Genomic DNA, 14,389 nt, shown 5'->3' on the forward strand with positions numbered 1-14,389 from the left:
GAAGACAAATGAGAAAAACTTTACTTTTTACCACGGTTTCCATTTTTTTATTGATCAGTATTTCAGTGAAAGCACAAAAGGGTGCTTCTTCTGAGGACAGGATAAAAAAGGTTTTATACTTCAATCCCGAGGTAGAGCCTGATATTGATGAAATAAAAGAACCTACCAATCATGCATTTTTCAGTGCTGTTTCAGATAATTTAAGCGGCTATAAAAAGAATAAAATGCTGCGTACCGAAATCCAGATTCCCTTTGACAGCGTGGATGCACAGACGATTGCTGATTATTGCATCAACAATGATGCTGATTTTGCCGTCGTTCCGAAAGTTAAATACTTTAAAGTGGGAATTGGAAAGTATGTGTTCTCCAACCAAGTTGTTGTGAGTATGAAACTTTTTGACGCAACCGGCAACCTTATTACAGAATCCGACTATGATACCTACCGGAAAAATATGCGTCTTCTGGGTTCTGCAGAGAATTCTATAAAAATCGGAACAAACGGAGCTATAAAAGCGATTCTTAAGAAACTAAGAAAAATAAAACCTTCCTCAGAAGCAGGATTCTAACAATTCTATTTTTTTTCATAATTCATTACATATCATAATTTTAATAAATTTTGATAAAAATTTTTAAAATTATTTGTGAATAATTTAAATATTTTTGTTAATTTAGTCATAAACTAAAAATTAACACACCATGAAATACTTCAATAAATCTATATAAAGAGGGCAAATATGTTTTAATACATTGCCTTATTCATCTATCGAGTATTTCATCTTGTTAATCTGATAAAATTTTAATTATAGAAAATAAATCTCTTCATTTTTTAAATTCATTATTACACCTGCGATACTCGCAGGTGTTTTTTTTTATCGTTAACAAACTCTGCCTCAATAGATAAAAAAATATTCAACAGACAAATAACTCTACAATAATGTGAATAATAAATGATTTTTTATTAAATTAGTCATTCATTAAAACCTACATACTATGAAAAATTTAAAAAAATTAGACCGACAGGAACAAAAGGCAATTAAAGGTGGAGGCCTTATAAGATGCAGCGATCATTCGCAATGCTTTGGAGGATGGTGTTGCAACAGCATATGTGTTATCGATGCATGCTTAGAATTTTAATATCATTAAACACAGAATGTATAATTTAAACACTATTTACTATGAAAAATCTTAAAAAACTCAACAGACAGGAACAAAAAGCAATTAACGGAGGAGCTCTTAAAAGATGTACAGACCATTCCCAATGTTTTGGAGCATGGTGCTGCAATAACATATGCGTACCAACTGCATGCATTGAGGCTTAACTGAAACAAACTAAAATTAAAACTGCTATGAAAAATCTTAAAAAACTAAACCGGAATCAACAAAAGGAAATAAAAGGTGCTGGTCCGATAACCAAATGTAAGAACTCGTCACAGTGTGGCTTCGGGGAGTGCTGCTCCGGCGGAATGTGTATTGCTTCCGATATACCGAACTGTGAACCTATAGAATAAAATACAGAGTATGAAATTTAAAATTTCACCGGACATCCGCAATATGCGGATGTTTTTTTATTGATAAAATTTCATAGCCATTCAATACAGGTGTAAAACTTTAATAAATCCTTAATTTTGTCACATCATTGGTCAATTTTAAAAAATTGAATTATTTTTGCATATCCTAAAATCTCACGCTTTGAATTATACTGACGAACTTATCTTAAATCCTGCCGATATTGCCGAAACTCTTAGCAACCTTCCTGCTGATGAGAGGCTCCTGGCGTTTTTAAAGGTTCCTAAAGAATACAAAGCAGAGGTTTTCTCCCATCTTGATCCTGATTTCCAGGAGGAAACGATCAGAAGTATTGGTAGTGATGAAGTTTCAGAGATCCTGAATGCGATGACTCCGGATGACAGGACTGCCCTGTTTGAAGATTTTCCTGATGAGCTTATTAAGTATTCAATCAATCATCTTAACCCACAGGAAAGGAGGATTGCATTAAAGCTTTTAGGATACCATTCCGACTCCATTGCCCGTCTTATGACTCCATATTACATCCAGATCCGTAAGGAATGGACCGTGAAAAAATGTTTACAGCAGATCAAGAAAGTAGGAAAAAGGGTGGAAACAATGAACCATCTGTATGTAGTAGATGAAAGAAACCGCCTCATTGACGATTTAGCGCTTGGTAGTCTATTACTGGCAGAAGAAGATACTCTTGTTTCGGAATTAACGGATAACCACTTTGTTGCCATTACCACAATGACCTCAAAAGAGGATGCAGTTACCTATTTCGAAAAATATGACCGCACCGCACTTCCCATTATCACGGAATCAGGAGTCCTTGTAGGGATTGTAACCATCGATGATATCCTTGACCAGATCGAACAGCAGAACACCGAAGATATCCAGAAATTCGGGGGTCTTGAAGCCCTTGATTTACCATACACCCAGACTTCTCTCATCGAAATGGTTAAAAAAAGAGGAATGTGGCTGATCATATTATTCTTTTCCGAAATGCTTACCGCCTCGGCAATGGGATATTTCGAGGATGAAATTCAAAAGGCCGTTGTACTGGCATTATTTGTCCCATTAATTATCTCCAGTGGTGGAAACTCCGGCTCACAGGCTGCAACGCTTATCATCCGGGCGATGGCACTTCAGGAAATCGGATTGAAAGATTGGTGGTATGTAATGAGGAAAGAAATCTTTACCGGGTTGTTCCTCGGAGGAATACTTGGCCTTATAGGATTTTTAAGGATCATGATCTGGCATGAAGCCGGGTTCTTCAGCTATGGTGCTCATTGGGTATATGTAGGTTTAAGCGTAGCCGTTTCCCTGGTATTAATTGTGCTTTGGGGAACACTTTCCGGTTCAATGGTTCCATTCATTCTAAAAAAATTAAAACTCGACCCTGCAACGTCATCTGCTCCTTTTGTAGCTACCTTAGTGGATGTTACAGGATTAATTATTTACTTTTCCGTAGCCGGACTTTTCTTAACCGGTAAACTTTTGTAATTTTAGGCAAAGTCTAAAAATGAAAGTTATTTCTCTGGTACCCTCTATTACGGAGGCTTTATTTGATTTGGGTTTAACTGAAAATGAGATTATCGGAAGAACAAAATTCTGTATTCATCCCAAAGACAAAATCAAAGACGTTCCCGTTATCGGTGGAACAAAAAATCTGAATATCGAAAAGATTAAAGCCCTGCAACCGGACCTTATCCTTGCCAATAAAGAAGAAAACATTAAAGAACAGGTAGAGGCTTTGATGGAAGATTTCAAAGTGGTTGTAACCAACGTTGAAACTATTGAAGACAATTATTATCTACTGAAAACTCTGGGCAATATCTTTCAAAAAGAAGAAAGGGCCAAAGCCTATAATCTAAAGATCTATGAGGTTTTAAATCAGACTAAAATCAGCTCTAAGATCAAGGCTGCCTATCTCATCTGGAAAAACCCTTATATGACAGTGGGTGCGGATACTTTTATTCACAGGATCTTGACGGAAATAGGTATTGAAAACAGTTTTAAAGATAAAACCCGTTATCCGGAGGTAACCATTCAGGACCTGGCGGATACAGACCTGATCATGCTTTCTTCAGAACCTTTCCCTTTTAAAGAAAAACATATTGCAGAATTAAAGGAATATTACCCTGATAAAAAAATAATCATCGTAGATGGAGAAGCATTTTCCTGGTATGGGACCCATATTGCAAAATGTGGAAATTACTTTAAGGAACTCGTGGCTGAAATTGATTTATAAAATGCCATAGAGTACAGTTATCCTAAACCATTATTTCAGACATAAAATAAAAAACTCCGGCTTGAATTCCGGAGTTATATTTTTATAGATATTGATTCGATTAAAGGATCTTTGAAACTTCATTACAAAGCCATTCCAGCAATTCGCGGTCTTCACTGGTAAACGGATCTATTGTGTGGGAATCGATATCGATCTGCCCTACATTTTCACCATTTTTAAAGATAGGAACCACAATTTCTGCCTTTGTATCTATCGAACAGCTTAAATAATTAGATTCCTGATGAACGTCAGGAACCACAAACGTTTCATTGGAAACAGCAACCTGTCCGCAAATTCCTTTCCCATAAGGGATGATGGTGTGATCTGTCTCTGCTCCTACATAAGGACCCAATATCAATTCTTCTTTGTCTCCATTTTTAAAATAGAAACCTGTCCAGTTGAAATAGGAGATTTCCTGATCCAGCAGATGGCAAACTTTCTGAAGTTTTTCTTCTGTATTATGTTTTGGACTTTCAAGAATAGAAGAAAGTCTTTTCTTTAATTCTGACATTATATTATTGTTTTAAGAAAATTGTTTGAAGGAAAGTTCTTCTTTATAACCGAACATTCCACGCTCTTTGATCATTTCTGCAACTCCTTCCGGAACCTGAGTTTCCCAGCCTTTGATATTGCAGGCAATTTTTCTCAATATTTCTCTGGAGTATATTTCCAGGAATTCCGGATTATAGTTTTCAATATCTACGATACGGTTATTGAGTTTGAAATATTTATAGAGCTCTTTTAAGTTTTCCTCTACTTTTAGCGTTGATGAATCTAACAACTCATGAGTTTCAGGATCCTTATACGGATATAGGTAAACCCTCATTCCGTTACGGAAAAATTTACCAAAAGCTTCCAGGATTCCTCCAGAGAGATTCTTATAGTATTTCTCGTCAAACACCATTAACAGATTATTTACCCCCATCGCAACTCCTATATTTCCGCTAGTATATGAGGCAAAATAATCGATCAATCGGTAATATTCGGAGAAGTTCGATACAATTACGGTATATCCTAATTTACCGAGGATATCCACCCTGTCCATAAAGTCTCTTTCATCGATATCACCATCAGCACGAAGGTTGGAAATGGTAATTTCAATCAGGATTTCCGTTTGTTCTTCCGTACAGGCAGCATCCTTCATAAATAGATCAATACCGTTTTGCAGCATATCAATATTCACTTTGGTCACCGGCCTGAAACTTCCTCTTACCGCAAAGATATTCTTCTTGTATAAAATATCTGCAGGAAGCATATTATTACCCTGACTATTAAAAATAACGGCATCCGTCATATTGTTTTTCACCAGCTGTAAAGACATCAGCCTGTTATCCACATAATCAAACGCCGGCCCGCTGAAATCTATCATATCAATTTCCAGATTGTCGGTCGCTATGTCGTCATATAATGACTCGATTAAGGTTCGTGGATTATCATAATATGTAAAAGCTCCAAAGATCAGATTTACCCCTAAATTTCCAAGAGTCTCCTGCTGTAATGTAGCATCATTCTCTTTAAACTTTACGTGGATAACGATTTCGTTATAACCTTCGTTTTCTTTTACCTGAAAACGGATTCCTACCCAACCGTGGCCTTTAAGCGTTTTATCAAAATTGATGGTTGTTACCGTATTGGCATAGGAAAAGAATTTTCTGTTCGGGCTGTTTTCTCTTGAAATCCTTTCTTCGATCAAGGCAACTTCATAGCGAAGCATTTTACGAAGTCTGTTCTGAGTTACATACCTGTTTTTAGCTTCTTTTCCATAGATCGCATCACTAAAATCTTTGTCATAAGCGGACATCGCCTTAGCGATTGTACCCGAAGCGCCTCCTGCTCTAAAAAAATGCCGAACAGTCTCCTGCCCTGCTCCAATTTCCGCGAAAGTACCATAAATAGTAGGATCTAGATTAATTGTTAATGCTTTTTGTTTAGGAGTTAGTTTCTGATACATTAGGACATTAAATTTTTTGTAAATTTACCAAAATTAATACCAACCTCAAAACAAAATGAAGTTGAAATTTTTAGGAACAGGTACTTCCCAGGGTGTACCCGTTATTGGCTGCACATGTGAGGTCTGCACTTCGGATAACCCCAAAGACAGCCGCTTACGATCTTCCGTAATGATCACTACAGAAGAAAACCGAAAAATACTCATCGACTGCGGCCCGGATTTCAGGCAGCAGATGTTGGTGAACCACGAAACGACGGTAGATATCGCTTTAATTACGCACGAACATAATGACCACATCATCGGCCTTGATGATATGCGGCCCCTTATCTTCAAAAGCGGCCAGAATATGCCAATATACTGCAATGAAAGAGTAGGAAACGAAATTAAAAACCGTTTTCCTTATGCCTTTGCGGATGTAAGATATCCGGGAGCTCCGGCCTTTGATCTGCACGAAATAAAAAACCAGCCTTTTACCATTCTTGATACGTTGATTACTCCTATTGAAGTCATGCATCATCAGATTGCTATTTTTGGATATAAATTCAAGAAGCTTGCCTATATCACAGATGCAAGCTTTATTTCTGATGTAGAAAAGGAAAAGCTGAAGGATCTTGATGTTTTAATCTTAAATGCGATCAGAAAATTTGATCCCCACCCTGCTCATTTTATAGTTCCGGACACGATAAAACTGTTTGAAGAGCTTCAACCCAAACAATTATTCCTTACCCATATCAGTCATCATTTAGGATTGCATGATGTTGAAGATAAATTACTTCCGCCCGGAATGCACCTGGCTTACGATGGCCTCGAATTAAATTTTTAAAGAAAAGTTGATAAAAAGTTTTCAGATTGTAAAAAAAGTTTCTATATTTGCACACCAATTTAAAGCAAGCCCAGGTGGCGGAATTGGTAGACGCGCTGGTCTCAAACACCAGTTCTTAGGAGTACCGGTTCGATCCCGGTCCTGGGTACAAGACCGGAAAGAGGTGATAATTCACTTTCCTTCCGGTTTTTTTTAGTCCCTAACTCATTGTTTATCTGGTATATATAAGAGAGTAAAACATTAGGTCGGGTGGTTCGATAATTATTTTTTGTAAATTGCAATTTTTGGGGAAATATCGAACCAATTATTTTGCGTTTAACGTCAATATCCCCGTCAGTATAGACTTTCGCGAGATCTACCAGGTTCGATAATGCTTGGTCTAGTAGTTTTAAAAAATCTATTTTTTTATTATCTTTTCCTTTAGTTAATTTAACTTCAAGCTTTTCAATTTGCCCTTTACATTCGGTCTTAATTTCAAAATAATCTTCATCATCAATTACCCCTTCCATAAGTTTATTTCTTGCCTGTTTCAACCTGCTGTTTAAACGATCTATCTCTAATAGAATTGCTTTCCTTTCCTTTTGGGGATTATTAATTAATTTTTCAAAATTTTGTTTCAATACCTTCTTTAAATAGTTTTTTATAGATGTGCGCATTTCCAATGACTGCAATATCTCTAAAAATTTTGAGTTAATAATCTCAGATTTGTAACGGTATGAACACGGGGACTGGCAATGGTAGTAATAATACTTATTTCCAGAACGTCCCGTAGATGCACTGCCTGTAATCAAATGACCACAATCCGGACATACCAGAAAACCTCGTAATGGTAAATTATCGTCAGACAATACTTTTACATTGGGTCTGGCTGGATTCACATTTCCATCCATTATACATTGAACTTTTTCGAATAGCTCTTCACTAATCAGAGGTTCATGAATACTTTTAACAAAATGAGCCTCCTCTTCATTGAATTGCTCCACGTAAATTTTCCCACAATATGCCGTATTGCGTAAACTTGCAAGAAAGGCACTTATCTTAACTGATTTTCCTTCCTTTCTGTTCATCATATCCATTATCTGGCTCGCTGAATATACGCCTTTTGACATTTCGTTAAATGCCCATCTCATGTTAGAAGCTTCTGGTTCCTTCAGAGTTACATACTTTTTTCCGTTCTCCGTTATTTTGTTAGCATAGCCGTAAGGCGCCCTTCCCATTAATCTGCCTTCCTTTTTAGCACGGCGCATTCCATAATAAGTATTCAAAGCGCGCCTGTCGTTTTCGACTTCCGGCGCAGCAAGATATATAGCCAGCATCATTTTATTTTCTGGAATTGAAAGATCTAAAGGTTGCTCAATGGCCTGCGGTTCTACGTTAATTTTCCTAAGTATATTAATCATTTGATAAGCATCGCCAGCGTTCCTGCTGAAGCGATCCCATTTTGTAAAAAGCAACAGATTTGTTTTTGAGCTTTTTCTCTTAAGTGTATCCAATAATTTGATCCACTCTGGCCTGTTAAAGGTCTTGGCTGAGTAATCTTCATAAATGATTTGACCTACCTGAATGTTATTGTTTTGACAGTAGCGTTTTAATCGCTCTTCCTGATCTCTTTGTGAGTATCCCTTATCTGCCTGCTCATCAGTTGACACACGGATATATAAATCGGCTTTTTTCATATATAAATCTTAGAAAATATTATTGTTCTAAAAAACGCTTTATAGTAATTGTTGATAGCATTTTTAGAAATTCTACAATCAGTTCCGTTTCCGCTATAGTTAGCTCAATTTTTTCCTCTTCTTTAAAAATTTTGATAATCTCATCAATGCTAATATTTTTAATTTCAAGTTTCCTTTCCATGACCGATATCTTTTAAATAAAAATATCCGGCCTAATTAATCACAATTAATTGAGGCACTTACTTGCAACACTTGGCTGAGAAGTGCAAATTAATCTTAGTTTTATCGCACTTTTAACGTTTACTCAAAAGATACTGCCGAAAGCAGTATTCCACACAAACGCATTAGCACAGGCTCCATCCCACCCGTAAGTCTGCATTAGCAACAGAATTCATAATTTTGTTTATTACTTTAAAGTGGCAACAAGATTTGTTGCGAAGAAATTCATCATTCTTAGATTCAACTAAAATACAAATAATCAGTTGAATGTTAAAATTGTACAGTATAAATCTAATTTATACCTTGTAAAATTTTGCAAGTACAAACCAAAAAACAGTATTATCGTCTTTCTATACAGTCGTATAAAACATTTTTTAGCCTTAATTTGAATTCAGGGGCTTGTGAACGCAATTATCCAATTTGCTTTTTAAGCTCCTCCTTACTTGGAAGAATAGCCCTATACTCTTTTGCAAAAATAGTATTGTTGTTTTCTGGAAGTGTAAACTCGATCACTGTTTTGTTCTCTTCTTTGCAAAGAATAATTCCAATCGTAGGGTTCTCTTCTTCCAACTTCACTTTTCTGTCATAATAATTGACATACATCTGCATTTGCCCAATATCCTGATGGGTCAGCTTTCCAATTTTTAGATCAAAAAGCACGAAACACCTCAATAAACGATTGTAAAACACTAAATCCACAAAGAAACTGTCGCCTTCGAATGTAAATCTGCGTTGCCGCCCTTCGAAGAGAAAGCCTTTTCCTAACTCCAGCATAAAATGCTCTAATTTATTAATGATCCCAGTTTCCAAATCACTTTCGGAATAGCGATTATCTTTTTTTAGATCTAAGAATTCCAAAACATAGTGACTTTTTAAAACATCGGTCGGCTTTTCTATGATCTGTCCTTTCAGAGCTAACTTCTTCACTTCTTTCTCGTTCCTGCTTAATGCCAACCTTTCATATATGGCTGAATTAAACTGTCTTGTAAGCTCTCTAACACTCCAGTTATTCTGGCTCGCCTCTATTTCATAGAAATTTCTCTCATCTGAGTTTTCGATCTTCATTAATTGAATGTAGTGAGACCACGATAATGAGAAAAAAGAATTACGAGACACTGATTCATAAATTACAGCCTCAGCAGAATTACGAGACACTGTTTCGTATTTTTCAGAAATTCTATTTTGATACATTAAATAAAACTTTCTCATCCACTGCAAATTATCCACTGAATAGCCTCTGCCGAATTCTTTTGTCAATTGTTTACTTAGATTTTTCAAGGTTTCTTTTGCATACTCTGCCCTGTCCTTTCCATCCTGCTCATTCTCAATGATTACCTTACCTATTTCAAAATAAGTCAATAACATAGCTGTATTGATATTTCGGACAATACTGCTTTTAGCATTTTCGATTAACTGCTTTACTGAAATGAAAAGATGTGATGCTAATTGACTCATACTTACAAATTTAAAATTATTTCTTTATTAAATTTCACTATTATATAGTGCTAAATATGACATTCTAAGGATATTAAAAAAAACTTGCTGCATTTGGCTGTATGTGGCAGTACTTGGCTTTGTAAGATAAAAAACACAAAGTAAAAAACTACCTGGAACTTCATTAATAATTAAGATTTCTACTACCTGAAAACTTAATTTATATTTATTAAATCTGTTAACTATTTTCCATAATAAACCGGTAAAAAGGCAGCTAAGGTATTGTTGTCAGCCAGCGCTTTTCCCACCAAAAGACTACGGCATAAACGGTTTGCTCCCTAAAGGTACCCTCCAATTATTCCGTTTCCTTTTGGTCATTTTTCTTTGTCAACACTTCATATCTGCTTTCTTTTTTCCGGTTTTTCTTTTGAAAAATATTAAACGAAGCCTGAAAGGCTTTCAGAGAAAGGACGGATAAAAGATTGAAAACAAAACAAAATATAATAAGTATGGGAAATTCAAGTCTCTGCCATACAAGAGCAATCACATGGATTTTAATATTGTCAATGAAATAAAATTGAGTTATTCACGAAAAGGCAATTCAGAGAAATTAATAAGCTGTTCACGTGATGCCGTTGATGTATTTCGTCACTACTTTGACCCTGATGAAATAGATTATAGAGAATCGTTCTTTGCATTATATCTAAATCAGGCAAACAAAGTTTTAGGGATAAAGAAAATATCCGAATCAGGAATTACCTCAACAATAGTTGATGTAAGAATTATTATGCAAGCAGCCCTATTGTGCAATGCAACTGCCATTATAGTAGCACATAATCACCCATCAGGAAATTTAAGACCTTCAGCGGAAGACTTAAAAATTACTCTGAGCATAAAAAGTGCATCAGAATTTTTAAATATTAAATTATTAGATCATTGTATTCTAACTTCTACAGATTATATGTCGTTTGCCGATGAAGGACATATTTGAATAACTTTTAAAATTACTAGAGTAAGCGACAATCATTCATTCATTGTCGCTTATTTAAAATTCGGCGAAAAGACAATCCCTTCCTGTGGTCGGAAAAGCCTTTTCGCATATTGTAAGGAGTAACCCTATTGTAAAAATTAGCTTACATCAATTTTCTCAAAAAGGTTACAGGGACATAGTAGGGTTATATCAGATAACCATAGATGTAAAAAAAGGCTATTTCTGATGAAATAGCCTGAAATTTTAAATGATGATTTCCTATAAAGTTTCTACACTTTGAGGATTAAACTGGAAATTCACTTCCTGCTTATTACCCATATTATCCGAAATCCAAATATCAAAACTTTGAGAGACTGAAGATTCAGAAGTATAGTATAACCTGAATTCCTTTTTACTTAGCGGATAGAAATCATTAGGAACAAAGGATGGATTGTCAAATAACCGCAAACTTCCGGCTCCTTCAGACTGAAAATACCGCAGCGAGTAAGTAGTACCCGCATAATTTCCACTGGGTATAATACGACATCTGATCTCTACAGTTTCACCTTTAGAAATGTATTTCTGAACAGGCATCACCTCTACATCAAAAGGAAAATTCTGCTGAATTTCCAAAGTATCATTCTCACATGATAGTATAAGTAATAAGATCATCACTGGAATGATGAAACACCCTAACAATAATTTATGATTAAGTATATTTTGCATTTTATATTATTTTTAAAAATTACATCTTATTCCAACACCAAATAGGGCTTGTAACTGCGCCTTCTGACTATTTTTCAAATAGCGAAGTTGTCCGTTGACCATGAAAACCAAATGTGGTGTCAGATAGCTTTCGATAGACAACTTACCATTTACCCCATAAATAAAGTGATCTGTTTCGGTAAGCATTGAACCGTCATATAGCAATTCATTGCCTTTGTTAACCTGCTCATAGCCTGCCAGACCGCCAATTCACATATTAAGATTAACATTTCGCATGAAGTCGCCCCCTAAGTAAAAACTGTAGCCTCCGTTAAACAGAAACATTTCTATCGGGATATTGTAGTTGGTATACTCATAATACTTTCTGCTATATTCTGCCAGCCCAAACAAATAATTCCCATTCTTTCCATAAGAAATAAGCCCTGCTGCTAAGACATAATTTTGTTTTTCGGGAGAGCTAGGAAATAAAGAATAAGATATTTCAAACCCTTTTTGCTTCGGAATCATCTGTTGTGCAAATGATTCTACATTCATTGTAATTATGAACAGGACGGCTATAAGTAATCTCTTCATCTTAATTGGTTTTGAAATTTAAACTATTGATCAGCTTAGCATTAATCAGCTCTCTGTTCTCAAGCTGAACTTTTTGATGCCGCCCTCCATTTCTCTCCAGAACTTCAATTTCTAACACTTGATCCTTTAACAATGTAAACTGATCAAGTAAATAAACAACCGTTACATTAGAATTATGTCTTGCAGTCATCATCGGCGAATATACCCTGATCGGTTCCAGCAACTTATCCTGAATAACAGTTCGCTTTAAACTCTTCTTATCAACAATCTTAAAATTCACGATTTCAATTTCGTAAGCGACATTGCTGCTGTTATCAACCTGTAAGGTAAAGTAGAATTTGTTGTCATTCACGTGTAATGCACGGACAGAAAACTGAATGCCGAAGCTCTTTGAAGCAATATGTTTAATGGTTTTCCGGCTCTTTTGATACAGGTTTTCCATAATCAATCCTGTAAGTGATGAAGAGCTTCCTTTGAGATCTTCAAAAAGTACATCAGTTGAATATTCCCTTTCAACGCTTCTCTGCATCTTTACAAGATCGTAACTCTGGACATCAGGATAGGCACTGTAAAAAACATCGAAACTATAAAATTTTCCATCTTCCGTAATAACCGAAAAGTTGGTTTCCTCTTCAAAATTCCTGACAGCTGACTTAAGCCGTAGAACATTTCCGATAGGTTCTGCTTTACTAGCAACCAAAAGTTCACTTCCCAGATCAACGTATCTTATTGATGAAGGAAAAATCACATGAGTGGTTTTACTGTAAGTAATCTGCAACCTATAAGGTTCCAGTTTAGCTTGTTCTAATGAAACATAGCTCATCACGGAATCCTGACCAGACACCCTGCTTACAACCAGCAGAAATAATATAATGAGAATATAATGGCTCTTTTGTGTATTCATTTTTTAATTTTTTGATTAATTATTTTTAGGCACAAGTAAGACCTGCTGCCCTGCTTTTACAGTAACTTTTGATTGCCGAACTCTTTTTTGAAAATAACCCGACAATCCCTGTATGACTCCCTTGCTCAAGTCAGCTGCAACCTGCTGTCCTGCCGATTGGGTCATCATAATGTTAGTACCTGAAGTCTGACTCATATTGGCAACAATATCACTGACCGCATTCTGCTCCGGCGAATACGGAACATATAAACCCAATTGTCCATCATTATTATAGATATTGATTTCTACAGGATAGACACTGCCCTTATATTGAATGGAGGATATTGTTAGCTGAAGTCGCCCACCCTGAAATTTACCTGCAGCAATAAGCAAATTTCCCGCAGGGATTTCTGTATGCCCAAGCTGCATCGCTTCTGTAAGTCTTATGGATAATGTACCTTCATTGACTAAGCTCTTCGTCTTGTAAACAATACCTCTTATTGCATTTTTAGATTGGCCCGAAATTTTTGTTTCATTCTGAGCATTATAAAACCTATTTTGACTCAGACCTGCAACAAAAGCACTGTCTGACGGCTCTCTGTACAATGAGGAAACAATATCGGAATATGCAGGTCTTGCTGAAGTGTTATTAATCTTCTTTTCAGTAGATTTGTTAGCCTCTGTTTTTGGTGAAGGTTCTTCCTGCCTTGAATTTGTCGGAAGATATTTGGCTGCCATCTGATATGATTTCTCCATCAGCTCTAACTGATCGTTCATTCCAAGACCTGCAGGAACAGTACTATTTTGCAGGGCTTCATTCTTTAACCTTGAAATTTCTTTCCTCAATTGATTGACTTCCTGATCATCACGACCGTAGAACGAGCTCAAAGTCTGCTGCGCATTGCGATAACTGTTCACTGCATTCTGATCGGATTGCTTAAGAGTACTGGTATTAGACATCGAAGCAGAAGGGTTACTGTTCGAATTTAAAGTGTTTTGGTCATTCCAATAGTCCGATAAGGTGGTTATTGAATTTCTTTTCTCTTCTTTTTTTTGCTCCAATAGTTGTTGTTCATAAGCTTTTTGCTTGTCTGACTGCAGCTGTCCGTCCTTTGCCTGCGGAATAGCAGCATTAAATCCAGCCTCTTCAACTAGGGTATTATTGGATTTTGGTTTAAAAATGAGGTAAAAGCAAGTTGCACAAACAGCAGCCATCAAAAAATAAATAACGGGCTTCTTCACTCTCTCCCATTGTCCTTTCGGATGATCACTCAACTCATTAGAATTTTGAGTAAGATCATTTTCTGTGATTTTAATTTTCTCTGAATCTTTCAT

Annotated in this window: 14 protein-coding genes, 1 tRNA gene and 1 pseudogene; 7 read left to right on the forward strand and 9 right to left on the reverse strand. The window is 36.0% G+C overall.

Annotation, left to right across the window (positions count from 1 at the left end; translation table 11 throughout):
• Positions 1-8: 8 nt before the first annotated feature.
• From AAEU33_RS19995 to AAEU33_RS20010, 4 genes are all read left to right on the forward strand, one after another.
• On the forward strand, positions 9-566 hold the full coding sequence (locus AAEU33_RS19995) for a pyruvate decarboxylase (RefSeq protein ID WP_345989897.1): 558 nt from the start codon (positions 9-11) through the stop codon (positions 564-566).
• Between the two features lie 609 nt (positions 567-1,175).
• Positions 1,176-1,319: a protein with bacteriocin-type signal sequence gene (locus AAEU33_RS20000; protein ID WP_172276895.1), complete on the forward strand. Its 144-nt coding sequence runs from the start codon at positions 1,176-1,178 to the stop codon at positions 1,317-1,319.
• Between the two features lie 370 nt (positions 1,320-1,689).
• On the forward strand, positions 1,690-3,012 hold the full coding sequence (mgtE, locus tag AAEU33_RS20005) for a magnesium transporter (RefSeq protein WP_172276892.1): 1,323 nt from the start codon (positions 1,690-1,692) through the stop codon (positions 3,010-3,012).
• A gap of 19 nt (positions 3,013-3,031) precedes the next feature.
• Positions 3,032-3,760 (forward strand): helical backbone metal receptor, encoded by a 729-nt coding sequence (locus AAEU33_RS20010; protein ID WP_345989898.1) that lies wholly within the window; start codon positions 3,032-3,034, stop codon positions 3,758-3,760.
• A gap of 100 nt (positions 3,761-3,860) precedes the next feature.
• On the opposite strand, the gene AAEU33_RS20015 is transcribed toward AAEU33_RS20010, so the two are convergent.
• Together AAEU33_RS20015 and AAEU33_RS20020 are read right to left on the reverse strand one after the other, a co-directional pair.
• Positions 3,861-4,310, reverse strand: coding sequence for a GAF domain-containing protein (locus AAEU33_RS20015; protein ID WP_172276886.1), 450 nt, complete (start codon positions 4,308-4,310; stop codon positions 3,861-3,863).
• A 12-nt stretch (positions 4,311-4,322) separates the two neighbouring features.
• Complete coding sequence (locus AAEU33_RS20020; RefSeq protein WP_172276883.1) at positions 4,323-5,750, reverse strand: TonB-dependent receptor; 1,428 nt, start codon at positions 5,748-5,750, stop codon at positions 4,323-4,325.
• Positions 5,751-5,805: 55 nt separating this feature from the next.
• On the opposite strand from AAEU33_RS20020, the gene AAEU33_RS20025 reads away from it, so the two are divergent.
• Both AAEU33_RS20025 and AAEU33_RS20030 read left to right on the forward strand, forming a co-directional pair.
• A complete protein-coding gene (locus AAEU33_RS20025; protein ID WP_273647265.1) occupies positions 5,806-6,573 on the forward strand; it encodes an MBL fold metallo-hydrolase in 768 nt (255 codons plus the stop codon).
• A gap of 68 nt (positions 6,574-6,641) precedes the next feature.
• Positions 6,642-6,721 (forward strand) — tRNA-Leu (locus AAEU33_RS20030).
• Here the strand turns inward: AAEU33_RS20030 and AAEU33_RS20035 are convergent.
• The 3 genes from AAEU33_RS20035 to AAEU33_RS20045 all read right to left on the reverse strand — a co-directional run bounded on the left by AAEU33_RS20035 (position 6,675) and on the right by AAEU33_RS20045 (position 9,923).
• The gene (locus tag AAEU33_RS20035) at positions 6,675-8,249 is read right to left on the reverse strand and encodes a recombinase family protein (RefSeq protein WP_345992798.1); all 1,575 of its coding nucleotides are present in this window, start codon (positions 8,247-8,249) and stop codon (positions 6,675-6,677) included. The two genes, AAEU33_RS20030 and AAEU33_RS20035, sit on opposite strands and share 47 nt — an antisense overlap.
• A gap of 19 nt (positions 8,250-8,268) precedes the next feature.
• A complete protein-coding gene (locus AAEU33_RS20040) occupies positions 8,269-8,430 on the reverse strand; it encodes a hypothetical protein (RefSeq protein ID WP_345989900.1) in 162 nt (53 codons plus the stop codon).
• Between the two features lie 449 nt (positions 8,431-8,879).
• Positions 8,880-9,923 (reverse strand): PDDEXK nuclease domain-containing protein, encoded by a 1,044-nt coding sequence (locus AAEU33_RS20045; RefSeq protein ID WP_345989902.1) that lies wholly within the window; start codon positions 9,921-9,923, stop codon positions 8,880-8,882.
• Positions 9,924-10,449: 526 nt separating this feature from the next.
• Between AAEU33_RS20045 and AAEU33_RS20050 the strand changes: the two genes are divergently transcribed.
• Entirely contained in the window at positions 10,450-10,893 is a 444-nt protein-coding gene (locus AAEU33_RS20050) for a JAB domain-containing protein (protein WP_288447060.1), read from the forward strand.
• A gap of 258 nt (positions 10,894-11,151) precedes the next feature.
• On the opposite strand, the gene AAEU33_RS20055 is transcribed toward AAEU33_RS20050, so the two are convergent.
• From AAEU33_RS20055 to traM, 4 genes and pseudogenes are all read right to left on the reverse strand, one after another.
• Positions 11,152-11,598, reverse strand: a complete 447-nt coding sequence (locus tag AAEU33_RS20055) for a DUF3872 domain-containing protein (protein ID WP_120233080.1) — start codon at positions 11,596-11,598, stop codon at positions 11,152-11,154.
• Between the two features lie 12 nt (positions 11,599-11,610).
• Positions 11,611-12,171, reverse strand: a pseudogene (locus AAEU33_RS20060) (conjugal transfer protein TraO).
• Between the two features lies 1 nt (position 12,172).
• Complete coding sequence (gene traN, locus AAEU33_RS20065; RefSeq protein WP_345989904.1) at positions 12,173-13,075, reverse strand: conjugative transposon protein TraN; 903 nt, start codon at positions 13,073-13,075, stop codon at positions 12,173-12,175.
• 15 nt (positions 13,076-13,090) lie between these two features.
• Complete coding sequence (gene traM, locus AAEU33_RS20070; protein WP_345989906.1) at positions 13,091-14,389, reverse strand: conjugative transposon protein TraM; 1,299 nt, start codon at positions 14,387-14,389, stop codon at positions 13,091-13,093.

Source organism: Chryseobacterium sp. Chry.R1 (assembly GCF_039645525.1).
In the GTDB taxonomy this organism is placed as follows: Bacteria; Bacteroidota; Bacteroidia; order Flavobacteriales; family Weeksellaceae; genus Chryseobacterium; species Chryseobacterium proteolyticum.

Coding starts and splice junctions, on each gene's coding strand:
- AAEU33_RS19995 (WP_345989897.1), top strand. CDS start 9: ATGAGAAAAACTTTACTTTTTACCACGGTTTCCATTTTTTTATTGATC.
- AAEU33_RS20000 (WP_172276895.1), top strand. CDS start 1,176: ATGAAAAATCTTAAAAAACTCAACAGACAGGAACAAAAAGCAATTAAC.
- AAEU33_RS20010 (WP_345989898.1), top strand. CDS start 3,032: ATGAAAGTTATTTCTCTGGTACCCTCTATTACGGAGGCTTTATTTGAT.
- AAEU33_RS20015 (WP_172276886.1), bottom strand. CDS start 4,310: ATGTCAGAATTAAAGAAAAGACTTTCTTCTATTCTTGAAAGTCCAAAA.
- AAEU33_RS20020 (WP_172276883.1), bottom strand. CDS start 5,750: ATGTATCAGAAACTAACTCCTAAACAAAAAGCATTAACAATTAATCTA.
- AAEU33_RS20025 (WP_273647265.1), top strand. CDS start 5,806: ATGAAGTTGAAATTTTTAGGAACAGGTACTTCCCAGGGTGTACCCGTT.
- AAEU33_RS20035 (WP_345992798.1), bottom strand. CDS start 8,249: ATGAAAAAAGCCGATTTATATATCCGTGTGTCAACTGATGAGCAGGCA.
- AAEU33_RS20040 (WP_345989900.1), bottom strand. CDS start 8,430: ATGGAAAGGAAACTTGAAATTAAAAATATTAGCATTGATGAGATTATC.
- AAEU33_RS20045 (WP_345989902.1), bottom strand. CDS start 9,923: ATGAGTCAATTAGCATCACATCTTTTCATTTCAGTAAAGCAGTTAATC.
- AAEU33_RS20050 (WP_288447060.1), top strand. CDS start 10,450: ATGGATTTTAATATTGTCAATGAAATAAAATTGAGTTATTCACGAAAA.
- AAEU33_RS20055 (WP_120233080.1), bottom strand. CDS start 11,598: ATGCAAAATATACTTAATCATAAATTATTGTTAGGGTGTTTCATCATT.
- traN (WP_345989904.1), bottom strand. CDS start 13,075: ATGAATACACAAAAGAGCCATTATATTCTCATTATATTATTTCTGCTG.
- traM (WP_345989906.1), bottom strand. CDS start 14,389: ATGAAAGATTCAGAGAAAATTAAAATCACAGAAAATGATCTTACTCAA.